This window comes from Actinopolymorpha sp. NPDC004070 (genome assembly GCF_040610475.1).
Classification (GTDB): Bacteria; Actinomycetota; Actinomycetes; order Propionibacteriales; family Actinopolymorphaceae; genus Actinopolymorpha.
Window position 1 is genome coordinate 95656 of record NZ_JBEXMJ010000002.1, and the last position, 25128, is coordinate 120783.

Genomic DNA, 25128 nt, shown 5'->3' on the forward strand with positions numbered 1-25128 from the left:
TGTCCCGCGTGGTGCGTCACCGGTCGAACGCGGTCTCCACGGCACGGCCGATCCGGTAGAGGCGGGCCTCGCTCCACGCCGGGCCGCTGATCTGCAGGCCGACCGGCAGGCCGACGCGGGAGAGGCCGCAGGGTACGGACAGGCTGGGGGTTCCGGTCACGTTCGTCGGTACGGCGAGCCGGGTGAGCGCCCAGCGCACCGTCTCCTCGATGCCCGCCACGTCGGTGTCGACCTGGCCCAGCGGCGGGGCGGTGACGGCGACGCTCGGCGTGGCGAGCGCGTCCACGCCGTCGAGGAGCCGGGTGAAGGTGCGCCGGGACTCGCCCAGCAGCCGCAGCGCCTCGGCGTACTCCCAGCCGGTGATCGTGCTCCCGTCGACCAGCCGCTGCCGCACGGTCGGGTCGAACAGCTCCTGGAAGTCGGCGGCTTCCAGCCGCTCCCGGTGCACCGTGTACGCCTCGACGCTGATGACGGCCCGGTGCGCGTCCCGGAGCGCGGCGAGGTCGCCGAGGCCGGGGACGCCGACCGGACGGACGGTGGCGCCGAGGTCGGCGAGCGTGCCGATCGCGTCCCGGACCCGGGCGTCGACGTCGGGCTCTAGGTGGTCGAAGTAGTAGCCGTCGGGGACGCCGATGGTGAGTCCGCGGACGCCGAGGTCCAGTTCGCGGGTGAAGTCCTCGGCCTCGCGCCGGATGGAGCCGGTGTCCAGGTCGTCGTACCCGCACAGCACCGCGAGCACGCGGGCGTTGTCGGCGACGGTCCGGGTGAGCGGGCCGATGTGGTCCAGGGTCCACGACAGGGGGAACGCCCCGTGCCGGCTGATCCGGCCGAACGTCGGCTTCATGCCCACCACGCCGCACAGCGCCGCGGGGATGCGGACCGAGCCACCGGAGTCGCTGCCGAGCGCGGCGGTACACATACCGGTGGCCACCGCGACGGCCGAGCCGCCGCTGGACCCGCCGGCCATCCGCTCGGGGTCGTGCGGGTTGCGTACGGGTCCGAAGCAGGAGGCGTCCCCGGTGGGCCCGAACGCGAACTCGTGGGTGTGCAACTTCCCGATCACCACCGCGCCGGCGTCGCGGATCCGGCGTACGACCTCGGCATCCTCGTCCGGCACCCGGTCGCGGAAGAACGCCGAGCCGACCGTGGTCCGGATCCCGGCGGTGTCGAAGATGTCCTTCACACCGAACGGGATCCCGTGCAGCGGACCCCGCCAGTGGCCGGCCCGCAGTTCGGTGTCGGCGGCCTCGGCGTCCCGCACGGCGCTGTCGGTCAGGAGGGTGACGACGGCGTTCAGGCGCGGGTTGGCGGCCTCGACGCGTTCCAGGGCTGCCGCCGTGAGCTTCACCGACGTGGTCGTCCCGTCCCGAAGCCGGCGGGCCAGCTCGGCAAGGTCGGCAGTCGAGTCGTCGGTCGCCGCGTCGCTGCTCGTTCTCATGTCGCACCACCTACCGGAACGATCGGCCGGTTGTCGAGCGACCTCGGCGCGGCCGGTGCGGATCGGCCGCCTTCGGCCGACGTACGGCCCCGGCTCTTGACGGGACCCGCGCACGGACCGGACGGTGTGGGACTGTGTCTTCAGCGCACCGTGACCCGTCGGGCTTCCTGCCACGCCGACGCACCCTGTTGAAAGCCTCCGCCGCCGTCCCCGCAGCCGGACTGCTGGGCAGCGCGCCACCGGCGTACGCCGCCCAGCGGAGCCCGTTCGTCGGCACGGACGGAACCGGTTTCACCTACCGGGGCAGGCCTTTCACCGTCGCCGGCTTCAACAACCACTACCTCGGCTGGGGCACCCGGGCCGAGGTGGACGACGTACTGGAGACCGCCAAGCGGTCCGGTGCGAGTGTCGTACGGACGATCCTGCACTCGGTCATCGGGTCCCCCGACGGGTCGGTGCCGTCCACGTGGAACTGGCAGAGCACCGCCGACGCCTCCAACATGGGCATGCACGGCACCTACCTGCTGTCGTGGGACGCGGCTCGGGCCACCTGGGCGTTCAACGACAGCGCGGTGAACGGCCTCGGCCGCTGGGACTACGTGATCTGGAAGGCCGAGCAGCTGGGCCTGAAGCTCGACGTCGCGCTGATCGACTTCTGGCAGTGGGCCGGCGGGATCCAGCAGGTCTGCAGGTGGTTCCTGCCCGACTACAACGTGTCGAACGACCCGCGCAGGTACTCGTTCTTCTTCGCCGACGAGCGGACGCGGTCCTTCTACCGGGACTGGGTCGCGCACGTGCTCAACCGGCGCAACACCCTGACCGGCCGGGCCTACAAGGACGAGCCGGCGATCTTCGCCTGGGACCTGATGAACGAGCCGGAGGCCGACAACACCCGAACCACCTCCGAGGGCCGGCCGCTGTCGGAGGACTGGATCTCGCAGATGTCGGCGTACGTGAAGTCGATCGACGCCAACCACCTGGTGTGCGTGGGCGGCGAGGGCTTCTACGACCGGTCCAGCTTCGTCGATCCCGGCCGCGAGCTCGCGATTCCGACCATCGACTTCGGCACCTGGCACACCTATCCCGACTACCACGGCATCACCCCCGCCCAGGTCGTCGACCTGATCCACCGCCACGGTGAGACGGCGCGCCAGGCCGGAAAACCCGTTGTCCTGCAGGAGTTCTCCTACAGCGCGCTGCACGAGGACCAGCCCGAGGCGCTGCGCTCGTGGGTGGAGGCGATCGCCGCGGACGAGTCCTGCGCGGGCTGGTTGTACTGGCGGCTCGTCGGACGCGTCACGCCGGCGCCGACCCGGGCCTTTCCCGAGGCGGAGAACGACCCGCCGACGGAGTTCGCGCCGGACAACGGCGAGCACTACGACGTGGCCGCCGACCAGGACGCGACACCCGCCAACGTGTGGACGTCCTACCAGGTCCTGGCCGGAGCCGCGCGACAGCTCACCCGCCGGAACCAGCCGGGGGTACCTGCCCGTAGGTGAGCGCGTGCATCGGCGTCAGCTGCACCGAACCGACGTCGGTGAATCCGTGCCGGGCAAGGAGATCGTCGTACGTCGACCGGGGTACGAGCTGGTCGTCGATCTGCGCCTCGAAGAACTGGATGCCGCACATCACCTGACCGGGAGGCGTCCGCAGCCCGGCGTCGGAGTCGGGGAACGGGAAGTCCGAGATCACGAACCAGCCGCCGGGCTCGAGCGCCGCAGCGACGTTGCGAGTGACCAGGTCGGCGTCCCGGCACTCGTGCATGGAAATGTTGTTGACCACCAGCCCGGCCGGCTCCTCCAGTGCCATGTCCTCCAGCGGAGTGCACACCAAGCGGACGCGGTCCTCCACGCCCACTGCGCGGATCCGCTCGCGCGCGACCTCGACGGAGTGCCGGTCGCCGTCGACGCCGACGATCGTGCAGTTCGGGTACGTGGTCGCCAGCCGGACCAGGCCCACGCCCGACCCGCACGCCGTGTCGACGATGCGGCAGCCTTCGGCGAGCCGGTCGGCCAAGCCGGGTACGTGCGCCAGCCCCGCCGGTATCAGCCGGGTGTAGAACGGCGTGCCGGCACCGGCGACCCCGCTGATCCAGTCGGGCGTCGTGTCGTCCCACCACATCCGCCGGCCGCTGGCGAGGTTCTCCTCGAACCTGTCGAACATCTCCGGCGCCGCGCAGACGAGGAACACGTCGCCGATGTACGCGGATGAGGAGGTGTCGAGGAGCAGGGTCTCCAGGTGGGGTTCGAGCACGAATCCGTCGCCGTCGCCGTCGTTGCCGTCGCCGCGGCGGGCGAGGATCCCGGCCGCGAACGCGCTCCGGCACCACACCGAGACGTAGAACGGGTCGAGGCCCAGGTGGCCGGCGAGCCCGTCCGCGCTGATGCCGGGCCTGTCGGCAACGCCGCGCAGCAGTCCGGCCCGCAGGCCGATCACCACCGTGCGGTGCGCGACATATCCGGCGATCCTGGACAACAGCACCGGTACCTGCTCGGCGAGAGTGGGCTGAGGGGTCGTCTGGACGGTCTGGATGCTCATGATCGTGCCTTTCGTACGTCGGTACGCCGTCGACACGATCGTCCGGTCCGTCGCCGTCCCGTCCCCAGTACTCGATCTGTACCGGGGCAGTACAACTTCTGTACCGGCATTGCGCTCCCGAGGGCGGCCCCCGAACGCCTACCCTCGACGGCATCGGCCCGGCGGAAGGAGTACGGCCATGCCGACCAGCTACGGGCAGTTCTGCCCGGTCGCCAAGGCGATGGAGCTGCTGGACGAACGCTGGACGCTGCTGGTCGTCCGTGAACTCGTGGCCGGCAGCCGGCACTTCAACGCGTTGCGGCGCGGCGTGCCCCGAATGTCTCCGGCGCTGCTGTCCAAGCGGCTGAACACCCTGGTCCGGGCCGGCGTCGTCGAACGCCGGCAGGCCGGCAACCGGATCACCTACGAGCTGACCCCGGCGGGCAGGGAGCTCGAACCCGTCATCGACGCGCTCGGCCGGTGGGGGATCCGCTGGATCCCCGAACTCGGTGACGCCGACCTCGATCCGCACCTGCTGATGTGGGACGTACACCGCAACCTCGCCTACGAGGCGGTTCCGGACTCGCGGACGGTGCTGAAGTTCAGCTTCCCCGACGTCACCGACGCGCCCCGGGACTGGTGGCTGGTCATCACCACCGACGGCGTGGACGTCTGCGACCACGACCCCGGCTTCGACGTACTCGTCTCCGTGGAGACCAGGCTGCGTACCCTCACGCAGGTGTGGCGCGGCGACCTCACCTGGACCGCGGCGCTGCGGTCCGGCGATCTCGACGTACGCGGAGATCCGAGCGCACGCAAGGCTTTGCCGCGGTGGCTGAAACTGTCACCACACGCGTCCACCCCTCGACCCGCACCGGCCTGAACCTGTCGTCAGGCGTTCGTAGGATGTGGCGCGTCGAAGTCAGCCTCCCGGGAGGTCCGTTCGTGTCCGTCGCCATCACCGCTACCGCAACGTCCTCCCGCCCGGAGCAACTGCTCAACCGGCTCGCTGCGGTGTCGGTCGTGGGAGGTCCACTGTGCTTCTGGCTCGGCGGTCTGCTCTCGCCCCCGGCAATGCACACCGACGGCGCGCAGACCGTCGCGGCCAACGCAGCCGCCAACCCGGCCACCAACACCGCGCACCTGATCGCGTTCTTCCTTGCCAGCTTCCTGCTTCCGGTGAGCGTCGTCGGCCTTGCCCGGCTCTCCTGGGCCCGTGCGCCGTGGCTGTCCACCATCGGCGGGTTCGCGGGGGTGGTCGGCTGGATTCCGCTCGCCGCCCTGACCGCCCTGGACGCGTCCGCGGTCGCCATGGCCCGGATGCCCGGCGGTCCTTCGTACGGAGGGTTGTACGACGCGTTCGCGTACGGGCCGTCGATGAACGCGTTCCTGATCGTCTACATCGTCGGCCACCTGGCGGCGTACGTGCTGCTGGGGATCGCGCTCCGGCGGGCCAGGATCGTTCCTGCCTGGGCGGCCTGGGCGATGGTCGCCAGCAGCCCGCTGACGATGGCGATGTTCGTTCTCCCCGGCAATTCGGTCGCGGTCGGCGCGGTGGCCATCGGACTCCTCGTCGCCAGCAGCGTCCCCGCCGCCCGAGCAGTGTGGGCCGCAGGAGACGACGGGATCGGAGCGCGCTGAAGAGCCCAGAACAAAGGTCCAGGTCGGCCGATGATCCGGCCGACCTGGACCTCTGCAATGCCGTACTGCCGAAGCGATGCCTACCTCGCGATCAGCGCAGCTCGAACCGGTCGAGGTTCATGACCTTGTCCCAGGCCGCCACGAAGTCGCGAGCGAACTTCTCCTTCGCGTCGTCGGCCGCGTAGACCTCGGAGATGCCACGCAGCTGGGCGTTGGCACCGAAGATCAGGTCGACGGCGGTGGCCGTCCACCTGACCTCACCGGTGGCGCGGTCCCTGCCCTCGTAGACGTTCTCCGTGGACTCCGACGGCTTCCACTCGTTGGCCATGGTGAGCAGGTTGGCGAAGAAGTCGTTCGTCAGCACACCTGGCTGGTCGGTGAGAACGCCGTGCCGGGACTGCCCGTGGTTGGCGTTCAGTGCCCGCATGCCACCGACCAGGACGGCCATCTCCGGCGGGGTGAGGTTCAGCATGTACGCCCGCTCGAGCAGCAGCGTCTCCGGCGACAGCTTCTCGCCCTCACGCAGGTAGTTGCGGAACCCGTCGGCCTTCGGCTCCAGTACGGAGAACGACTCCACGTCGGTCTCCTCCTGCGAGGCGTCCGTACGGCCGGGTGCGAACGGCACCGTGATGTCGTGGCCGGCGTTCTTCGCCGCCTGCTCCACGGCCGCGCAACCGCCCAGGACGATCAGGTCGGCCAGCGAGATCTTCTTCCCGCCCGACTGCGAGCTGTTGAAATCCTGCTGGAGCTGTTCGAGAACCAGCAACACCTTGGACAGCTCGGCGGGACTGTTGACCTCCCAGTCCTTCTGCGGCGCGAGACGAAGCCGGCCGCCGTTGGCGCCACCACGCTTGTCCGTGCCACGGAAGCTCGCCGCCGCCGACCACGCGGTGGAGACCAGCTGGGAGGTGGACAGGCCGGAGTCGAGGAGCTTGGCCTTGAGGGCGGCGATGTCGTCGGCGTCGACCAGCTCGTGGTCGACCGCGGGCACCGGGTCCTGCCACAGCTGCGGCTCGGCGACCCACGGCCCGAGGTACCGCGAGACCGGGCCCATGTCACGGTGCAGCAGCTTGTACCAGGCCTTGGCGAACGCCAGCGCGAACTCCTCCGGGTTCTCCAGGAACCGGCGGGAGATCCGCTCGTACACCGGGTCGAACCGCAGGGCCAGGTCCGTCGTCAGCATCGTCGGGCGACGCTTCTTGGTGGGGTCGTGCGGGTCCGGGATCGTCGCCTCGGAGTCCTTCGCGACCCACTGGTTCGCACCGGCCGGGCTCTGCGAAAGCTCCCACTCGAACTCGAAGAGGTTCTTGAAGAACCCCATGCTCCACTTGGTGGGCGTGCTGGTCCAGACCACCTCGAGACCGCTGGTGATCGCGTCCCCGCCCTTGCCGGTGCCGTAGGTGCTCTTCCACCCCAGGCCCTGCTGCTCGATGGGCGCCGCCTCCGGCTCGGGGCCGACGCTGTCCGCGGGGCCCGCGCCGTGGGTCTTGCCGAACGAGTGGCCGCCGGCGATCAGCGCGACGGTCTCCTCGTCGTTCATCGCCATCCGGGCGAACGTCTCGCGGATGTCCCGGGCGGCTGCGATCGGGTCGGGATTTCCGTTCGGGCCCTCCGGGTTGACGTAGATCAGGCCCATCTGCACCGCACCCAGCGGACCGGACAGCTCCCGGTCGCCGCTGTAGCGCTCGTCGCCCAGCCAGGTGTCCTCAGGACCCCAGAAGATCTCCTCGGGCGCGTAGATGTCCTCGCGTCCGAAGCCGAAGCCGAACGTCTTGAAGCCCATCGACTCCAGGGCGCAGTTGCCCGCGAAGACCAGCAGGTCGGCCCAGGAGATCTTGCGGCCGTACTTCTGCTTCACCGGCCACAGCAGCCGGCGAGCCTTGTCCAGGCTGGCGTTGTCGGGCCAACTGTTGAGGGGAGCGAACCGCTGTGCACCGGCGCCACCACCACCCCGACCGTCGGCGATGCGGTAGGTGCCGGCGGAGTGCCAGCTCATCCGGATGAACAGCGGGCCGTAGTGGCCGTAGTCCGCGGGCCACCAGTCCTGCGAGGTCGTCATCACCTCGACGACGTCGCGCTTGAGCTCGTCGAGGTCGAGCTTCTTGAACTCCTCCGCGTAGTCGAAGTCCGGGCCCATCGGGTTGGTCCGGTCGGAGTTCGGCGCGAGGACCTTCAGGTCCAGTGCGTCGGGCCACCAGTCCTGGATCGTCCTCGGCCGGTCCGTCTTCGGAGTCGGGGAGGGGATTGCTGGGTTCTCGCTCTCGCTGGCATGGTCAGACACGTCTGTCCTTCTCCCGTCTCGCTGTTACTTGGTGCTGGCTGCTTGCTGGTCGCTGCTCGCCACACAGTCAGGACATCTGCCCCAGTAGATGACCTCGGCCTCGTCGATTTCGAAACCCGAGTCGTCGGCCGCCGTCAGGCAGGGCGTCTCGCCCACCGCGCAGTCGACGTCGGCGATGGCACCGCACGAGCGGCAGACCACGTGATGGTGGTTGTCGCCGACCCGGGCCTCGTACCTCGCCACCGAGCCGAGCGGCTGGATGCGGCGCACCAGACCCGCCGCGGTGAGCGCGTGGAGTACGTCGTAGACGGCCTGGTGGGAGACGACGCCGAGATTGCTGCGTACGGCACCGATGATCGAGTCGGTGTCGGCGTGGGGAAGGTCGTGCACCGCGGACAGCACCGCCACCCGCGGGCGCGTCACCCGGAGGGCGGCGTCGCGGAGCATGCGCTCGAAGTCTGCGGAGGTTGGCACGCCACCGAGTCTGGCGGATTTTCTTGAATCAATCAAGTATTGGCCTGGCGATTGAGGACTTTCGGCCTGGACCGCGCTGCGGAGCACACGCAGTGACCGGCCGGGAACCCGTGCGTCCCGGCCGGTCACGTCCGCGTGGACCTGCGTTCTGGTCAGCTGTCCTCCTGGGGCAGGTGCGCCTTCGCTTCCTCGTACGTCCCGTCGGGAGCGGACTCGTCGGTGGTGTAGACGAGGTGGAGTACGCCCGTGCTGAACGCCTTCGACGACAGCAGCCGCAGCGGGATCGAGGTGTCCGCGTCCTCGAACAGCCGCGCCCCCTTGCGCACCGCGATCGGGTGGACCAGCAGGTGCAGTTCGTCGACGAGCCCGGCAGCCAGCAGTTGGCGTACGACCGACACCGAACCGCTCATCCCGATCTGGTCTCCCGGCTCGTTCTTCAGAGCGGTCACGGCCTCGACCAGATCGCCCTTCAGCACCTCGGAGTTACGCCAGGTGAACTCGAGGTCCTGCCGGGAGACGACGATCTTGCGGGCGTCACCCAGCTTCTTGGCGAACGGAGCATCCTCCCCGCCGGCCGTCTCGCGGTCCGGCCACGCACCCGCGAAGCTGTCGTAGGTCACCCGGCCGAGCAGAAGCGTGTCGGCGGCGCCGAGCTGGGCGTCGACAGCGGCACCCATCTCGTCGTTGAAGTACGGGAAATGCCAGTCCTGCGGGTTGTCGATGACCCCGTCCAGCGAAATGAACAGACCAGCGGTGAGCTTCCGCATCGAACTACTCCTTGATCATGAGGCCGTAGCGAGGGTGTACGCCCAGTCTGACCGCGCACGCGGTCCGAACTCATTGGCGTTCTGCCCCTTCTTCGAACGACGAGCACCCGGATCGACATCCCCGAACATCCACCAGGACCGCCGGGATTCAGTCGGTGTTCTCGGCCGGCTTGAGATTCCCGAGCATTGTCTGGAGGAGGGCGGCCGCGTCGCCCGGGTCGACGCCTCGGGTCAGGTCGGCGGCGACAGCCTCGAAGACCGGTGGCAGCTCGGGGATCAGCGAACGCCCGGCGGCGGTGAGCTCGACGACCACGGCGCGGCGGTCGGCCGGGTCGGGCGCACGCCGGACGAGTTCCTTCGCAGCCAAGCGGTCGACCAACCGGGTGATGCCGGCGGTGTCCGTACCGAGCAGGTCGGCCAGCCGGCGTGGACTGGACTGCCCGGTGAAGACGTGGACGAGGAGGCCGGCCTGTTGCGACGTCAGGCCGAATGGGGCGAAGCGCTGGTCCAGCGCGGTCCGCAGTTCGCGGGCGAGCCGGACGATGAGGCTCGTGGCCTGGACCGCGGGGCTGGGCATGATGCTCCTGTTAATTGTCGTGACAGTTACTGTCGCGGCTGTTATCGTACGGCAGCCAGCGCACCCAGACTCGTTCACGCGGAGGATCAGTGACAATGCCTGCCCTGGAAGAGGAGTTTCGACAGTTCTTCGAGCGGTTCGACACCAGCGGTGCCGACGTCTTCCACGAACAGTTCCTCAGTCTCGACCCGGCCAGGGCCGCCGTCGTGACCCGCGACCAGCTGCGAGCCGTGCTTCCCCGGCGCGCCCAGATGTTCGGCTCGGTCGGGGCGACCGGCACCCGCCTCCGCGATCTCGACGCCCGCCCGCTCGACGAACTCCACGCCCTCGTGGAGACGCATTGGGACGTGGACTTCGCCGACGAGAACGCCGAACCGCTCACGCTGCACGCCACCTACCTGCTTCGCCGCACAGACGACGGCTGGAGCGTCGTCGTCTACCTGAACCACCAGGACATCGGCGGCGTCATCGCCAACCGCGGCCAGACAGCCAGCACCTGAGGTCGTCCGAAATTCTTCCGCGGAAGAATTTCGGGCGGGTCAGCCCGAGACGCCGAGGCCGCGTTCGATGGCCTCGATCAGCCGGGGGCGGAGTTCGGCCGCACCGATCACCCTGTCCACCGAACCGACCTCGACGGCTCGCTGGATGCTGTGGACCCGGTCGAATCCGGCCGCGACCTCGCCCAGCTTCTCGGCCCGCACCGCGGTGCGTACCTCCGCAAGCTCCGTCGCCAGCGCGGCGCGTTCGGCACCAACCGCGGCGGACACTCGCGCCGTCAGCTCCGACACCCTGGGGTCGGCCGCCGTACGAGCGTCGACCTCCGCCGCGAACACCACCGCGGCCGCGGGCGCGCCACCGAGCACCGACGCGAAGGAGCCCTCCACCGCCAGCACGGTGAGGTTCGGGTTCAGCGCCTTGGAGAACACCACGAACGCCCCGCCGTGATACCGCGAGATCACCGCGAACACGATCGGTCCGTCGAAGTTGACGACCGCGCGGCCGATCTCCGCGCCGTACTCCAGCTGCAGGTTGCGCATCGAGTCCGGCGACCCGTCGAACCCGGACAGGTTCGCCAGCACCACCAGGGGCCGGTTTCCGCTGGCCGCGTTGATCGCCCGCGCCACCTTCTTCGACGAACGCGGGAACAGCGTGCCGGAGGTGTAGGTGTCCGGGCCGTCGGTGGGCGGGAATCCCCGCCGGGGAACGGACTTCGACTCGATCCCGAGCAGGCAGACCGGGTAGCCGCCGAGCCGTGCGTCCTGCACCACGGCGGTGTCGGCGTCGGCCATCCCGGCCCAGCGCTCGAGCACCGGGTGGTCCAGGTCGGCCACCGCGCGCATCACCGTACGGATGTCGAACGGCTTCTTACGGCCGGGGTTCGTCTCCGGCGAGAAGATGTCGCCGACCGTACGGAAGTCGCTGCCCGGCGCGTCGTGCGGATACGTCGTGACGTCGCGGTCCACCGGGTCCGTCGTGTCCGACCGCCGCGGCCCGGACTCACCCGGCACGACGTAGGTGTGGTCGTAGTGCGACATCAGCACGTCGCGGGCGCTCTTGAGGTCCGGCGCCCAGTACTGCGCCTGGCCGTTCGGGCCCATCACCCGGTCGTAGCCACCGATGCCGTAGTTGTCCTCCGCGGACACACCGCCGGAGAAGTCCAGCGACTGCTTGCCGGTGAGCACCATCGCGCTGTCCGGCGTCATCACCAGGATGCCCTTGGTGTGCATCAGCATCGTCGCCTCGGCGTTCCAGTACGGCTGCGCCCCGACGTTGATGCCGGCCACGACGACGTTGATCTCGCCGCCGGCCTGGGTGAACTCGACGATCCGCTTGAGCGCCGCGGCGATCCAGTCCATGTTCTCGGTGCCGGAGTCCATCGAGATGCGCGCGCCGGCCGACAGTGCGTACCACTCGACCGGTATGCGCATCCGCTCGGCCAGGTCGAGTGCTGCGATGATCCGCGCGCACTCGGCCTCGGCCAGGGCACCGAGCGCCTTGGTCGGGTCGCCGCTGAGCACCACCCGGGTGATGCCTTCCGGGCAGCGCGCAGTCGGCGTGCTGATCACCCCGACGATGATCGCCGCCTTGTTCAGGCCGCGCGGCCGGTCCACCGGCATGAGGATGCCGGAGTCGTCCAGGTCGTACTCCACTCCCGTCCCGCCGGGCCCGGCCACCATGTCGGTCAGCTCGTACGGGTAGACGGTGTTGCGGCGGCGCGAACGCAGGACCTTCTGGGCGTAGTCGTCGAGCGGCTTGAGGCGTTCGGTGGTCCGCTCCTCCACGGACGTGACCACCCCGGACCCCGGCTGGTAGAAGAAGCGTGCCGTCACCGGGGCGACCGTGCCGTCCGGCCGTGCGACCCGGCCCTGGGCGAGCACCTCCTCGATGCCCGCACCGACGGTCAGCGGCGCGATGTTGCGCTGCAGCGCCGTCAGTTCCTCGACCTGTACGTCGACGACCGGCCAGATGTGCACCCAGACGTGGTTCATGTCCAGGCGGGCGCCGGCCGTGCCGCGTGCGCTGCGGGCCCGGCGGATCGCCTCCAGGCAGTTCGAGATGGCCCGCTCCACGTGCGGCAGGGACGTCACCTGCCCGTCCTCGTCGCGTACGACGGCGAACTGCCGCACCTGGGCCAGCGCGACCAGCCGCTGGTCGGCGTCGTTGTCCCGCGCCACGCAGTGGTAGAGCAGCACACCCTCGGGCGCTTCCAGGCGGTTTATCCGGAAGTCACGCAGCCGCCAGAGGTTCAGCCGCCGGCCCACCATGGGGTGGACGCCGCGTACGTTGTCGTCCTCGACGACGGAGGCGCCAACCGGACGATAGGTGAAGTACTCCACCGCCTTGTCGCCGCCACGGGCGACGGCGAGGGTGATCCGGCGTACGCCACGGCCCAGGGGCAGCGCGGCGACCAGTTCGCGCAACGCGTCCGCCGACTCCTGCGGCACCTCCGGCGTGTCCGGCCCGTACAGGTAGAGGTCGACCACCGCCTCGTGCCCAGCTGGCCGGGCGACGACCTGGGCGGTGAGTGCCCGGGCCAGAGCACCGTCGGAGTCGGCGAGCTCGGCCACCGTGCCGACCGTGCTGACCAGGTGGGTGGGCCGGTCGTCCAGCGAGTAGTCGGCGGTCGCGAACGGTCTCCCGTCGACGGCCAGCTCACTCAGGCCGTGCAGCTCGTACTCGCGGTAGTGCCGGCGGATCAGCACCTCGAGCATCGGCTCCCACTCGGCCCAGCCGTGCTCGAGCCGCCGGGTGAGGAACCCGACGATCTGCTCGGGGATGGCCGCCAGCGCCTCGATCCGCTGCTGCCGGTCGGGCGCGTCCGGATTGGCCGCGAGCGAGTCGACCGCGGCGCCCACCCCGGCCACCACCTCCGCCCGCGCCTCGTCCACCAGCGGCTGGTCGAACCAGCGGAAGCGGACGCTGCGGGCCAGGTCGCCGACGACCGGGAAACGTAGCTGGGTGGCGAGCACGAGCCGCTCCAGTACGTCGTGCACGCGGCCGTCCAGCGGCGCCGCCGGCAGCGGCTCGGTGCTCCACGCCTGCAGCAGCGCGGTGACCAGCAGGACGTCCAGCCTCGACCGCTGCTGGGCGAGGAAGATGCGGAACACCGCCTCGTCCAGCTCGGGGCTGCGCTCCAGGTCGGTGACGCCGTAGTGCCCGAGTACGCGGGCCAGCCGGGCGCGGAACTCCTCCGGCAGGCCGCCGCGCTCGGGGTCGAGACTCTGGAGGTACGTGTGGAAGTGCTCGCGCGGGCTGTGTACCCGGTGTTCGGTGCTGACCTCCTCGCCCACCGGCCGGTTGCGGCTCAGCTCGGCGAAGTCGGCGAACACCTGCAGCAGCTCGATCTCTGCCGACATCGGCGCCTGCCCGGCCGCCGCGAGCTCAGCCCGGGCGGTCAGGTAACCGGCCAGCATCTGGCCCTCGTCCCGGGCGTCCACGTCGTAGCCGAGCAGCATGCTGCGCAGGTCGGCCAGGCCGCGCTCGGCGCGTTCCTCGGCGGACTTGCGTACGGTCTCGGTGGGCAGGTCCAGGTCGACGGCCGGCACCGCGGCGCCCGGCAGGCCCGCCGGCGCACTCTCGGCCCCCGCCGACGCGGCGTCGGCGACCGGCTCCAGCCGGAGCAGCGGCGCACTCGTCTCGACCTGGCTCCCGGCGGAGACCAGCAGCTCCCGCACGGTCGCCCGGAACGGCGCGTAGAGCACCGTCTCCATCTTCATGCTCTCCAGCACCAGTACCGGGGCGCCCGCCTCGACCTCGGCGCCCACCGCCACCGGCGTCGCGACGACCAGGGCCGGCGCCGGCGAGCGCAGCACCCCGCCCTCGCCCCGGCTCACCCGGTGGGTGACGCCGTTGACCTCGACCGTGTGCACCGGACCGTGGGTGGCGGTGACCAGCCGGAACGTCCGCCCGTCCACGGTCAGTCGGGCGCCGTAGGTGCCGGACCGCTCCAGCTCGCCGTAGACGACGTGCTGCTCGTCGCCGTTGCCGACGCCGACCCGGAACCTGTGCGGGCCGATCTGCGCGACGGTGACGCGGTAGGCGACGCCGCGCAGCTCCAGGTCGATCGCCCGGCCGACCTCGTGCTGCACCTGCGGACGGCCGCCGTGCGCGGTCTCCAGCAGCCGCCGGAGCTCGACCTGCTTGGCCTCCTCGTACCCCTCGATCGCGGCCGCGACCAGCCCGACGCCGGAGTGGCGGTGCGAGACCAGCCGGCCCTGCCCGCGTACGCGGTCGATCCAGGCGGTGTCCGCGCTGCCGTCGATCACCTCGGGCTGGTCGAGCAGCGCGAGGATGAAGCCCTTGTTGCTGACGCCGCCCTCGATGATCACCGTGGTCGCGCCCACCGCGCGGCGCAGCCGGGCCAGCGCCTCGTCCCGGTCGCGGCCGTAGGCGATGATCTTGGCGATCATCGAGTCGAACTCGGCCGGGATGGTGTCGCCGGCGCTGACACCGGTGTCCACGCGTACGCCGGGCCCGGCCGGCAGGTCCAGCAGCGCGATCCGGCCCGGCGATGGGGCGAAGTCACGGTCGGGGTCCTCGGCGTTCAGCCGGGCCTCGATCGCGTGCCCGGACTCGACCGGCCGCTCGCCTTCCAGCCGGCCGCCGGCGGCGATCCGGACCTGGGCCTTCACCAGGTCCATGCCGGTGGTCAGTTCGGTGACCGGGTGCTCGACCTGCAGGCGGGTGTTGACCTCGAGGAACGACAGCAGATCGTCCTGCGGGCGGTAGAGGAACTCGACCGTCCCGGCGCCACGGTAGCCGACCGCGAGCGCGAGCCGCTCGGCCGCGCCCTTGATCTGGTCGGCCTGCTCCGCGGACAGCACCGGTGAGGCGGACTCCTCGATCACCTTCTGGTTGCGGCGCTGCACCGAGCAGTCGCGTACCCCGAGAGCCCAGGCGGCGCCCTGGCCGTCGGCGATCACCTGCACCTCGACGTGCCGCGCGCCGGTCACCAGCTGCTCGAGGTAGACCACGCCGCTACCGAACGACCGCTCGGCCTCGTCACGGGTCCGGTCGTACGCCTGCTTGAGGTCCTCGGCGGACATGATCACCCGGATGCCCCGGCCGCCGCCGCCCGCTGCCGCCTTCAGCATCAGCGGGTAGCCGATCCGGTCCGCCGCGTCGAGTGCGGCGTCCAGCGTCTCGACCGGACCGCCGCTCCACCGCGAGACCGGGACGCCGACCTCCTCTGCCACCAGCTTGGAGGCGATCTTGTCGCCGAGCCTGCGCATCGCCTCCGGCGTCGGGCCGATGAAGGTGACGCCGAGGCGTTCGCAGAGTTCGGCGAACGCCGGATCCTCCGCGACGAAGCCCCAGCCGACCCAGGCGGCGTCGGCCCCGGTGTCCCGGAGGGCGCGTTCGAGGACCGCGTGGTCGACGTAGGGCCGGGCGGACGCCGGGCCCAGTGAGTAGGCGAGGTCGGCCTGTCGTACGAACGTCGCCGTGCGCTCGACGTCGGTGTAGAGAGCGACCGTCTCGATCGGCTCGCCGCCCTCCGCGTTGAGCTCGCGTACGGCGTTGATCAGCCGCATCGCGGCCTCGCCGCGGTTCACCACTGCGATCCGCCTGAACACCGACCGGCCTCCCACACTCCACCTGCGCTTCACGGCGCCGACCCCCGACAGACCCCCGCCACCACGGCACAGGCTTTCAGATCCGGCGAGTTACCGTCGAGTCAACCTGACCCGCGCGGCATTGTCACCGCAGCGTCGACCGGTTGCCACGTTCCGTGTCCGGCGGAAGGCTCCCCTGCTGACCGGGAGGGCTCCACCCACGGATGCAGACCATACGGTCCGCCGACGGCAGGTGTCTCGGTGCCCACCGCGACCGGCTCGTGGGCGGCGCCTCGGGTTTACGTCTCACGCGGCGTTCGAGTGCGCCCTGCGCGGTGGTCCAGACGGTGCCCAGCCCGCGGGCACGGGAGGCCAACATGAAGCTCAGCCCCGGTCGGGCTCAGCGCGGGTTCACGATCCGATAGATATGGACGCCGTAACCGTCGAAGGAGTCGCTGAACCGTCCCTGCGACACCGCGAGCGTACGGTCCTCGTCGACGACCTCGACCCGGGAGGCGCCGGCCGCCGAGCCGCTGAGGACGAAGCGGCCCACGGTGGACGCGGGCCGCATGGCCACGGCGAACACGTACGTCACCCCGGCCTGCCGCTTCACCATCGTGTCGATCGGCACCGCGGAGTTCGAGCTGGTCACCGCGACGGCCCCGGCCACCGACGGCCGGTTGAGCACCGGGGCCAACCGGTGGATCAGTGCGTTCTCCCTCGTCACCGCCGCCAGCATCACCGGGTCGTGCAGCAACCTCGCCGCGTCGAACTCCGGCGCGAACCGGTGGACGAAGTAGAGGATCCCGCGGGAGCCGTGGATCAGTGACATCCAGACCTCGGCACGGAACTGGTGCGGGGTGACCTGGTTGTTTCCGGAGATGTTGGTGGTCTCGACGAAGTTCCAGACGATCTTGCGCCGGCCGGCCCACGTCCGCAGCCGGTCGACGCCCTTCGCCACCAGGTACAGCGGGAGACCGTCGGCGACCGGATAGACGTCGAAGCTCACGATGTCGGCGCCCCTGACGTACTTCGGATAGTCGTCGAGGGACGCGTCCGGGCCACGGCCGATCCAGTCGTCGTCGGCCACCCCGCGGCCGAGGTTGAGGAACACCGGCCGAGTGCGGTCCGCGCTCACCATCTGGCGGTACCTCGCCACGATCACCGCCGGGTCGACCGGCGGACCGTAGCCTCCGCCCGGCAGCGGCTGCGCGTTGTCCGGCTCGTCCATCTGGGTCCAGCCGACGACCGGGGGCCGGCCGCCACGGCGCAGGGCGACGTCGTTCTGGTCGGCGAGCACCGACATGCCGTGTTGTGCGAGCGTCGTCAGCTGCTCCTCGGTCGGCCCCTGCCACAGCCCGACGTAGAGGTTGATGCCCGCTTGTTGGTACTGCGGAGCCAGTGACGGTTCCTGCAGCCACACCCCGATCGGGAAGTACCCCGGATTGGGCCGGGGGCAGGGGCCGTTCGCCCAACGGCTGTAGGGGTTGACCACCGTCGGCCCACCGCGGTCGGCGAGTGAGGTGGAGGACGTGGGCGTCCCGGCGAGCGCCGCCACCACCGGCGTCGCACCCGAGGCGAGGGCCGTTCCCGCGGCCAGCGTGAGGAACTTCCGTCGCGACGTTCCCGAATCGTCTGCCATGCCGAGCCTCCCTGCCGTCAGAACCGTCAGAAGGAGTGCCGAACGGCGAGCGTGCGCGCCACCCGCTCCTCGTTGTACCCCTCACCCAGCCAGTCGAACAGCCCCCGCAGCGCCGACGGGTCCTTGACGTAGTCGTCGAAGTGAACGTGGTAGCCGCGCTCGGCACGCTTGTCCACCGCCTCGCGCAGGCGCCCCTCGAGCATGGCCAGATCGGCCAGGGCGTTCGGCGTGTGGTTGTTCCACCTGCTGCGCGCGACGTCGGCGAGGTTCCTGGTGTTCAGGATGAACCGCGCGCCCGGGAAGAGCGTCTCGACGAACGCGAGGTAGTCGTCCGGAGGGGACTGCCACCAGCGAATCTCCTTGAAGCCCGCCACGCGGGTCCCCGGCTCCGGGCGGAGCAATGTCTCCGTCACCAGCTGGCGCATCCGCGCGACGGCGAGCGCGGGAGGGTACTCGTCGATGCCGTACCACGGGTTTTGTGGCGTGAGCGGTTCGTCGCCGGCCCACCGCACGCGGGCGTCCAGGGCGGCGGAGTGGTACTCGAACAGCCGGTGCAGGCCCCCGCCGTTCTCCCCGCGGATGCAGTACCCGGGGGTTCCGTCGAGCAGGGACATGAGCAGGGTCGACCCCGAACGCCCGTACGTCACGACGAAGAGGTACCGCAGCTCGGCCCGGTCGTCCGGACTCTCCGCGGCAGCGGAGCCTCCCCGAAGCGCGTCCAGCTGCAGCTGCAGCCGGTCGATGTCCGTACGCAGCCGGTCGATGTCCGTACGCAGCCGCTGGTTCTGCCCGAGCAACACGTCCCGGTGCCGAACGAGCCGGCCAAGGGCGGGAACCGCGGTGATCGCGGCTGTTCGCAGAAAGCTGCTGCCCATACTCCCCTGCCTCGGTCTGACCCGGTCTGGGTCACGGTGTCCTGGCTGCCTCCTACCCGGGTGAGCGGGCTTCTGGACCTGTCGTCGCGGAGACGGCACCATAGGCCACTCGGCGAAAGCCGTGATCCAGACCGTCGTCGGCCGGACACGCACTGTCCACCTCACGCCCCAGGAACCGTCGTGAAGCAGATCCTCATCCGCTCGGGCAAGAGCCCCCATCGCGTCGCCACCCCGGCCGAGTTCCTGCACCAGGACCTGATCGGCACGAACACCGGCAATCTGTTGTTCAGCGATTCGGTTCACAAGATGCTGTCGCTGCCGGACACCACGGTGACGTCCAACGGCATCCGTACCGACATTTCCCCCGAGCGGGCCGAGCAGATCAACGAGCGCTACGACGTCTTCGTCGTCCCCCTCGCCAACGCCTTCCGTCCGACCTTCCACACCTCGCTCGACCGGCTGACCAGGCTCATCGAACAACTCACCATCCCGGTGGTCGTGGTGGGCGTCGGGGCCCAGGTCGGGGAGGACTACGAGACCGACTCGCTCACCCCGATGAACGAGTCCGTACGGCGGTTCGTCTCGGCGGTTCTGGACCGCTCCGCCTCCATCGGGGTACGCGGTGAGCTGACCGCGCGGTACCTGAAGGGGCTCGGCTTCGCCGACGTGGACATCATCGGCTGCCCGTCGATGTTCATGTACGGCGACACGTTCCCCGAGATCCGGGCCACCGAGGTCGACCCGGGTTCACGGATCGCGGTCAACCTCTCGCCCGACGCCATCACGGTCGGCGACGTCGCGGGCATCGCGCGTCACGCCTGGGAGCGCTATCCGCACCTGACCTACTACGCGCAGAACACCGCCGACGGCGAGCTCCTGCTCTGGGGAGACACCTCGCCGGAATCGGGGGTCGCCGACGACTTCCCGCTGCAGTTGAGCCACCCCCTCCTGCGCGAGAACAAGATGCGCCTGCCGCTGGACCCGGCGACCTGGATCCGGGAGCTGCGCGACCACGACTTCGCGTTCGGGACCCGCATCCACGGCAACGTCGCCGCGCTGCTGGCGGGCACCCCCGCGGTCGTGCTCACCCACGACTCGCGCACGCTGGAGCTGTGCCGGTACTTCGACCTGCCGTACCGGCAGCTGGCCGGGCTGCCCGCGGACACCGACCCGCGCGAGCTGTACGAGAACGCCGACTTCTCCGCGATGCTCAAGGGCCACGCCGAGCGGTTCGACCGGGTAGTCGCCTTCCTCGACCGCAACGGCCTGCGCAACGCCTACACCCACGGCGACCGAGGTGCGGCGTTCGACGCCGAACTCGCCGCGCTCGACCTGCCCGCGTCCATCCCGGTCTGGGACGGCGGCGACGACGGCAACCTGCGTTACCGCGTCAGCCGGCTGCGTGAGCTGACGACGGCCACCGACGCCAGAGCCCGGGAGAACGACCGGAAACTGCGTGGCCGCCTGTCCGCCGCCGAACGCCGCGAGGCGGAGGCCGAGTATCAGCTCGCCGCGCTCCGTAAGGAACTCGCGGCCACCCGGAAGCAGCTGGCCGCCCTGGAGCGGCGCACGAGTGGGATCGAGAAGCGGGTGATGGTCCGCCTCGGCCCTGCCGTACGCCGCCGGATCCGCCGACTCAGTCGCGGTTCGTGACGGGGCGGTACCTCACGTTCACCACGGCGGTGAGGTCACCGGTCTAGGCCGGGTAAGGAACGGTCTGCCGGGCCGCCCGCAGTGCGGCTGCCCACCAGGCGAGCAGGTCCAGCACCGTCTTGGCGTACCCCGGGGCTTCGGGATCCGTCGGCTCACCGTCCTCCCAGCTGCCGACCCGCAGCGGGAACGACAACCCGTCGCGGATCGTCACCGCGTGCAGTTCGGTGAGGACGTTCTCCAGGTGCAGGACGGCGTGCCGGCCGCCGGCAGCACCCCCGTAGCTCACGAAGGCGACCGGCTTGGCGGTCCACTGGGTGTAGTGCCAGTCGATCGCAGCCTTCAGGGACGCGGGATAGCTGTGGTTGTACTCCGCGGTCACCAGGACGAACGCCTCCGCGCGTTCCAGCGCCGCCGTCAGCCGCGCCATGCCCGCCGGGCGGGGGTACGCCTCGCCCGCGTACTTCGGGGACGTTCCGGGCAGTGACAGCGGGATGTCGAAGTCGGCGAGGTCGACGATCTCGACCTCGAATCCGCCGTGCACCCGTGCCTGCTCAGCCACCCAGGACGCCACGGTCGGACCGAACCGGCCCTCCCGGACGCTGCCGACGACGACGGCCAGCCTGCTCGGCTCGTTCAGGTTGTTCTCGCTCATGCCGTCCACCGTCCGCCTCCCCGGACCGGACAGCCAGACCGGGCGCAGGCTGGCCCCCTCAGGGCCACCTTCCAGCGGCGGCGACCTGCCTAGACTGGCAGGCATGGGCAGCCCGCTCGGCGACTTCATCCGCGCGAAGCGGGACAGCACCCGGCCCGAGACGCTCGGGCTGGCCGACCTGAACCGCCGGCGTGCACCCGGCCTTCGCCGCGTCGAGCTCGCCACCCGCGCGGGGATCAGCGTCGAGTACCTCACCCGCATCGAGCAGGGCCGTGACCGGAATCCGTCCCCGGCGGTGGTCAACGCCGTGGCGGACGCGTTGAACCTGGATCCCGGCGACCGCGAACACCTGCGCTTCCTGGTCAAGATCACCGGTGGCGCCTGCGTCGGTTACCACCGGCCGGCACCGCCCAACCGCGTCGTACGCCCGGCCGTCCGCGCGACCCTGGACCTCCTCGAGCCCGCGGTCGCGATCGTGACCAACCGGCTGGGCGACGTACTCGCCCACACGAGCGGTTTCGAACTGGTGATGCGCGACTCCGGCCTGTTCGACGCGGCGGAGCCGAACCTCACCCGCTACACGTTCACCGATCCCCGTGCCAGGAGCTTCTTCGCCGACTGGGACCAGGTGGCCGACGAACGGGCCTTCGATCTGTGGCTCGGCCCCACCCAGGCGAGCTCGGAGTGGTTCAGCGCCGAACTGGGGCCGGTCGCCGGTGCGGAGTTCACCCGTCGGCTCCAACGGCACGTACCACCACCGCGGGTCCCCCTGAGGCTGAACCACCCGGCCGCGGGTGAGTTGTGCTGGCACCGCGAAACCCTGCAGCTGCCGAGCACGGACACCCAGGAGATCGTCGTCCACCTCCCGGCCGACGACGCGACCGCGACGGCGCTGGAACGCCTTCGCCCGTCGACGTTCTTCTCCGCGTCGATGTTCTCCTAGCTTCCGCCCTTGCGTTGCCGGCGCAGGAACTTCTCGACAAGCTCCGCGCCGCCGGCCCCACCACCGGCGCCGAAGCCGGCACCCAGTGCCCGCGCACGGCCACGCGCGGACGGGTCGGTCAGCATGCGTTCGACGGCGGTGCGGAGGTCGCCGGGCGGGACGGGCCGGTGGGACAGATGCTGACGCAGCACCACGGCCGCCCCGCGTTCGGCGATGGTCCGGCCGATGAGGAGCTGTTCGACCTGCTGCGGTACGACCACCAGCGGCACGCCGCAGGTCAGGGCCTCCAGGGCGCTGTTCATCCCGCCGTGGGTGACGAAGACGGCAGCCCTGCGCAGGATCTCCACCTGCGGAACCGTGGTGCGGACCAGCGTGTTGGCCGGCGGCGAGCCGAGTTCGGCAGGGTCGGTGGAGTGCCCGACCGCCAGGACGACCCGCACCGGCAGGTCGGCGAGCGCGCTGAGGCACGTACGGAAGAACTCGCCGGTCCCGGCGTGCAGCGTTCCCAGCGAGACCAGGACCACGGGTTCGGCACCGTCCACGTGCGCGGCGAGCTCGGCATCCAACTCGGCCCCGCGCAAGCCGGCGTTGACGGGGTTGACGGTGGGGCCGAGGAAGTGACAACTCTCGTCCAGGCGGGAGTTCGCGGGCTGGATCTCGCGCGGGATCGGGAACAACGTCAGGTCGCCGAACATCGGCAGCATCGGCGTGCTCGGCACGACGTCCTTGCCGAATCTTCGCAGCACCCGGCGTCGCGCTCGCACCGCCTCGGGGAAGTCCGGCAGCATCAGCCGCAGGGTGTGCGCCCACTCCAGGGCGGTGAGTCCCTTGAAGTCCGCCGGGCCGACAAGCATGGTCGTCATGAACGAGATCGTCGGCAGGCGGAGGCTCGCGGCGGTGACCCGTCCCCACAGGGCGTTGGAGTCGTACACCACCGCGTCCGGGCGTTCGCGCGCGAACTCCTCCCGCAGGAACGGCACCAGCGACAGGGTTGCCGCCAGCACCCTTGCGACCACCCGGACGGAGCTACCGGACTGGGTGGCGGCCGCGATGTCGCGGGAGCTGATCGCCCCGTCCGGATAGGCACGGAACTTCGCACCTGCGCGCTCCACCGGCTCGGCGAACTCACCGGTGGCGTAGTAGGTGACGCCGACTCCCCGGCCGACGAGTTCGCGGACCAACGGCAGGCTCGGGTTGACATGCCCGGAGGCAGGCATCCCGGTCATCGTGATGCGGCTCATCGGTCTTCCCATTGCTCACCTCGCGACGTCGCCGACTTCTGGTCGCCCTGCTTCCGCGCACGAAGCGCGAACCCACGCCGGCCGCACACCACTCGTGCACCGGAACTACCCGAACAATTCTCGAAGTCTCGTAACGAGTAGGCCTGGCTCCTCAGGGGGAGGAAGTAGTCCCCGCGAGGGAGATCAGGCGAATCGGCGCAGGTCAGCGTAGCCGCTCCGGGAGCGGGACCGGTCGCCGCACATCGTTCTCAGGTGTGCTGGGAGGGGTTGTCCCAGTAGTACGCCTCCGGGTCGTAGACCGCGGGCGTCGGATGGGACCAGGTGTTGGCGAGGCCGCCGTAGGCGAGCTCGTCCTGGCTGGGCACGTTGCGAAGGTCCTGGTGCACGACCAGCGGGGTCGGGAAATTGGCCACCGAGCACTGGAAGAACGGCCCCTCCTCCACGTGGATCCTGATCATGTCCCACACGGTCCTGGTCCGCTTCAGGGCCTCGGGCTCCGCCAGCGCCTTCGCCAGCCCCTGCCACAGCCGGTCGACCGGGCTGCCCTTGTCCGGTGCGAGGCGTGGAGGCGTGCGCTTCCACGGACTGACGTCGGCCTCGGAGCGCTCAGCCGGCGTACCCCGCACCTTCCACCACTGGGCCTGCAACGGTGCCCACACGGTGGGTTCGGTCGAGCAGAACCAGTAGTACAGAACGAGATGGTCGTGCAGGGTGGTGAGTCCCCAGCCGCCCTGCGACATCAGCTCGCCGCGCTCCCACTGCTCTCCGAACACCGTCGGCGGCCGCGGGTCGAGCTTGACCGCGACACCGATCTTCTCCCAGTCGCGCTTGAGCATCTGGTTGTAGGTGACGCTCTCCTCGGTGCTGTCGGCGGAGTAGCTGACGACCACGGACAGCTTCTCGCCGTTGGGCAGGTTGCGCAGCCCGTCACCGTCGGAGTCGACCACGCCGAGCTTGTCCAGCATCCGCTTGGCTTTCTCCGGGTCGTAGGCGGCGTAACTGTCCTTCCAGGCCCTGTACATCTTCGGCCCGTCCGGTGCGGTGTGGTACTCGATCGCCCCCGGACTGTGCGTTCCGGTCGTGATCTGCCCGGTGTTGAAGTACAACGTCTTGCGTACGTCCTCGCGGTTGTGTGCGTACGACAGCGCCTGCCGGAACTCCGGTGTGCGGATCAGCTTCCGCATCGCCTCGTTCTCGTAGTCGTGGTTGAAGAAGAACGCCGGTGTGCCGCCGGTTCCGGTGTTCCACAGCAGGACGCGCGTCTTGCTCTTCGCCGCCGCGCGCTTCAGCCCGCTCACGTCAGCCAGGCCGAGCGGCACCGAGGCGCCCCACGAGCCGGCGTAGTCCGCCTGACCGTTCTGCACCTGGAGCTTGCCGACCTGCGGGTCCTGGAACAACGGCATGCTGAGCACGTCGATATAGGGAAGCTGGTTGCCCTCGGTGTCGACACACCAGTAGTAGGGATTGCGTTCCCAGGTGACACGTATGCCTTCCCGGTAGGAACGCAGCTTCCATCCGGTCAGGGTCGGGCAGTCGGGGTTCTGCGCGTAGTTCATCCTCTCCGCGTGCTGGTTCGCCCAGTCCTCGCTCACCTCGGAGTTGTAGGTGGCGTGGAACTGCTTGAGATAGTTCTTGGGCTGAAACCACACGTCCCACTGAACGTAGCGTGCCAGCTGGAAGATGACCACCGGGCTTGGTGCGTCGAAGTCCATGACCAGTGTGTACGCGTCCGGCGCCGACAGCCGCATCGGCGTCCCCTTGCTGGAACGCCCGCTGTCCGGCGCGGCGGCCGGGTAGTCGTCGTTCAGGACGAGGTCCTTCCACCAGTACATCGCGTCGGCGGAGGTCAGCGGGGCACCGTCGGACCAGCGCACGCCCTTGCGCAGGTGAAGGGTCCACTGCGACGCGTCGTCGTTGGACTCCCACGACTCCACCAGGCCGGGTCCGAGGTCCTGGGAGTCGTTGAGCCACCGCAACGGTGCGTGCCCGTACATCAGGGTGGTCGGCGAGAACGTCGTGGACGCCGAGGCCGGCATCCGCAGCGTTCCGCCGTACCTGCCGGTCCGCAGCCAGCGGTGCGGAACGACGTACGGCCGTTCCGGAAGGCGTTTTCCAACCGGTGGCAGGTGACCGGCCTTCACCCGCTTCGTGAGCGCCGGCGCCTCGTGCAGCTGCTTGGGCGCTGCCAGCGGCTTCGCCGGAGAGCCCTTGCGGTTGGCGGATCTCGGGCTCCCCGACGGCTTCCCGCCGTCGTTCGTCGAGGACTCGGAGCAGGCGGCGATCGTCGTGGTCACCGCCGCAAGTGCGGACCCGATCAGGAGCCGACGTCTGCTGATATTTCCGCTGTGCCCATCGGGTGCGTCCACGGTCGGCC

General features: G+C 70.1%; 18 protein-coding genes. 6 read left to right on the plus strand and 12 right to left on the minus strand.

What is annotated here, in order from left to right; genetic code table 11:
* Positions 1–16 precede the first annotated feature (16 nt).
* Positions 17–1438: an amidase gene (locus tag ABZV93_RS04065; protein WP_354930016.1), complete on the minus strand. Its 1422-nt coding sequence runs from the start codon at positions 1436–1438 to the stop codon at positions 17–19.
* A 134-nt stretch (positions 1439–1572) separates the two neighbouring features.
* Between ABZV93_RS04065 and ABZV93_RS04070 the strand changes: the two genes are divergently transcribed.
* Positions 1573–2937, plus strand: a complete 1365-nt coding sequence (locus ABZV93_RS04070) for a cellulase family glycosylhydrolase (protein WP_354930019.1) — start codon at positions 1573–1575, stop codon at positions 2935–2937.
* Here ABZV93_RS04070 and ABZV93_RS04075 read toward each other — a convergent pair.
* Complete coding sequence (locus ABZV93_RS04075; protein WP_354930022.1) at positions 2897–3976, minus strand: class I SAM-dependent methyltransferase; 1080 nt, start codon at positions 3974–3976, stop codon at positions 2897–2899. The genes ABZV93_RS04070 and ABZV93_RS04075 overlap by 41 nt on opposite strands.
* A gap of 178 nt (positions 3977–4154) precedes the next feature.
* Here ABZV93_RS04075 and ABZV93_RS04080 point away from each other — a divergent pair, with 178 nt between their 5' ends.
* Positions 4155–4838: a winged helix-turn-helix transcriptional regulator gene (locus ABZV93_RS04080; RefSeq protein WP_354930025.1), complete on the plus strand. Its 684-nt coding sequence runs from the start codon at positions 4155–4157 to the stop codon at positions 4836–4838.
* Between the two features lie 62 nt (positions 4839–4900).
* Positions 4901–5596 carry a hypothetical protein gene (locus ABZV93_RS04085; protein ID WP_354930028.1) on the plus strand — a complete coding sequence of 232 codons (696 nt, stop codon included), beginning with the start codon at positions 4901–4903 and terminating at the stop codon, positions 5594–5596.
* Between the two features lie 91 nt (positions 5597–5687).
* Here the strand turns inward: ABZV93_RS04085 and katG are convergent, their stop codons facing one another.
* The 4 genes from katG to ABZV93_RS04105 form a co-directional block, all read right to left on the minus strand.
* The gene (gene katG, locus ABZV93_RS04090) at positions 5688–7877 is read right to left on the minus strand and encodes a catalase/peroxidase HPI (RefSeq protein ID WP_354930031.1); all 2190 of its coding nucleotides are present in this window, start codon (positions 7875–7877) and stop codon (positions 5688–5690) included.
* A gap of 24 nt (positions 7878–7901) precedes the next feature.
* Positions 7902–8324 (minus strand): Fur family transcriptional regulator, encoded by a 423-nt coding sequence (locus ABZV93_RS04095; protein WP_354931346.1) that lies wholly within the window; start codon positions 8322–8324, stop codon positions 7902–7904.
* Between the two features lie 179 nt (positions 8325–8503).
* On the minus strand, positions 8504–9118 hold the full coding sequence (locus ABZV93_RS04100) for a dihydrofolate reductase family protein (protein WP_354930034.1): 615 nt from the start codon (positions 9116–9118) through the stop codon (positions 8504–8506).
* Between the two features lie 148 nt (positions 9119–9266).
* Entirely contained in the window at positions 9267–9695 is a 429-nt protein-coding gene (locus tag ABZV93_RS04105) for a MarR family winged helix-turn-helix transcriptional regulator (protein ID WP_354930037.1), read from the minus strand.
* Between the two features lie 95 nt (positions 9696–9790).
* Here ABZV93_RS04105 and ABZV93_RS04110 point away from each other — a divergent pair, with 95 nt between their 5' ends.
* Complete coding sequence (locus ABZV93_RS04110) at positions 9791–10195, plus strand: nuclear transport factor 2 family protein (RefSeq protein WP_354930040.1); 405 nt, start codon at positions 9791–9793, stop codon at positions 10193–10195.
* Positions 10196–10234: 39 nt separating this feature from the next.
* On the opposite strand, the gene ABZV93_RS04115 is transcribed toward ABZV93_RS04110, so the two are convergent.
* From ABZV93_RS04115 to ABZV93_RS04125, 3 genes are all read right to left on the minus strand, one after another.
* Positions 10235–15802 carry a carboxyl transferase domain-containing protein gene (locus ABZV93_RS04115; RefSeq protein WP_354930043.1) on the minus strand — a complete coding sequence of 1856 codons (5568 nt, stop codon included), beginning with the start codon at positions 15800–15802 and terminating at the stop codon, positions 10235–10237.
* 346 nt (positions 15803–16148) lie between these two features.
* Positions 16149–17390 (minus strand): hypothetical protein, encoded by a 1242-nt coding sequence (locus ABZV93_RS04120; protein ID WP_354930046.1) that lies wholly within the window; start codon positions 17388–17390, stop codon positions 16149–16151.
* 26 nt (positions 17391–17416) lie between these two features.
* Positions 17417–18265: a sulfotransferase gene (locus ABZV93_RS04125; RefSeq protein ID WP_354930049.1), complete on the minus strand. Its 849-nt coding sequence runs from the start codon at positions 18263–18265 to the stop codon at positions 17417–17419.
* 180 nt (positions 18266–18445) lie between these two features.
* Between ABZV93_RS04125 and ABZV93_RS04130 the strand changes: the two genes are divergently transcribed.
* Positions 18446–19918: a polysaccharide pyruvyl transferase family protein gene (locus ABZV93_RS04130; protein WP_354930051.1), complete on the plus strand. Its 1473-nt coding sequence runs from the start codon at positions 18446–18448 to the stop codon at positions 19916–19918.
* A gap of 43 nt (positions 19919–19961) precedes the next feature.
* Here ABZV93_RS04130 and ABZV93_RS04135 read toward each other — a convergent pair whose 3' ends face one another.
* Positions 19962–20570 carry an NAD(P)H-dependent oxidoreductase gene (locus tag ABZV93_RS04135; RefSeq protein WP_354930054.1) on the minus strand — a complete coding sequence of 203 codons (609 nt, stop codon included), beginning with the start codon at positions 20568–20570 and terminating at the stop codon, positions 19962–19964.
* Positions 20571–20673: 103 nt separating this feature from the next.
* On the opposite strand from ABZV93_RS04135, the gene ABZV93_RS04140 reads away from it, so the two are divergent.
* Entirely contained in the window at positions 20674–21513 is an 840-nt protein-coding gene (locus tag ABZV93_RS04140) for a helix-turn-helix transcriptional regulator (RefSeq protein ID WP_354930057.1), read from the plus strand.
* Here ABZV93_RS04140 and ABZV93_RS04145 read toward each other — a convergent pair.
* Both ABZV93_RS04145 and ABZV93_RS04150 read right to left on the minus strand, forming a co-directional pair.
* A complete protein-coding gene (locus ABZV93_RS04145; RefSeq protein ID WP_354930060.1) occupies positions 21510–22754 on the minus strand; it encodes a macrolide family glycosyltransferase in 1245 nt (414 codons plus the stop codon). The genes ABZV93_RS04140 and ABZV93_RS04145 overlap by 4 nt on opposite strands.
* A gap of 248 nt (positions 22755–23002) precedes the next feature.
* The gene (locus ABZV93_RS04150; protein ID WP_354930063.1) at positions 23003–25048 is read right to left on the minus strand and encodes an ABC transporter substrate-binding protein; all 2046 of its coding nucleotides are present in this window, start codon (positions 25046–25048) and stop codon (positions 23003–23005) included.
* Positions 25049–25128 lie beyond the last annotated feature (80 nt).

Coding starts and splice junctions, on each gene's coding strand:
- ABZV93_RS04065 (WP_354930016.1), bottom strand. CDS start 1,438: ATGAGAACGAGCAGCGACGCGGCGACCGACGACTCGACTGCCGACCTT.
- ABZV93_RS04075 (WP_354930022.1), bottom strand. CDS start 3,976: ATGAGCATCCAGACCGTCCAGACGACCCCTCAGCCCACTCTCGCCGAG.
- ABZV93_RS04080 (WP_354930025.1), top strand. CDS start 4,155: ATGCCGACCAGCTACGGGCAGTTCTGCCCGGTCGCCAAGGCGATGGAG.
- ABZV93_RS04095 (WP_354931346.1), bottom strand. CDS start 8,324: ATGCTCCGCGACGCCGCCCTCCGGGTGACGCGCCCGCGGGTGGCGGTG.
- ABZV93_RS04100 (WP_354930034.1), bottom strand. CDS start 9,118: ATGCGGAAGCTCACCGCTGGTCTGTTCATTTCGCTGGACGGGGTCATC.
- ABZV93_RS04105 (WP_354930037.1), bottom strand. CDS start 9,695: ATGCCCAGCCCCGCGGTCCAGGCCACGAGCCTCATCGTCCGGCTCGCC.
- ABZV93_RS04110 (WP_354930040.1), top strand. CDS start 9,791: ATGCCTGCCCTGGAAGAGGAGTTTCGACAGTTCTTCGAGCGGTTCGAC.
- ABZV93_RS04120 (WP_354930046.1), bottom strand. CDS start 17,390: ATGGCAGACGATTCGGGAACGTCGCGACGGAAGTTCCTCACGCTGGCC.
- ABZV93_RS04125 (WP_354930049.1), bottom strand. CDS start 18,265: ATGGGCAGCAGCTTTCTGCGAACAGCCGCGATCACCGCGGTTCCCGCC.
- ABZV93_RS04135 (WP_354930054.1), bottom strand. CDS start 20,570: ATGAGCGAGAACAACCTGAACGAGCCGAGCAGGCTGGCCGTCGTCGTC.
- ABZV93_RS04140 (WP_354930057.1), top strand. CDS start 20,674: ATGGGCAGCCCGCTCGGCGACTTCATCCGCGCGAAGCGGGACAGCACC.
- ABZV93_RS04145 (WP_354930060.1), bottom strand. CDS start 22,754: ATGAGCCGCATCACGATGACCGGGATGCCTGCCTCCGGGCATGTCAAC.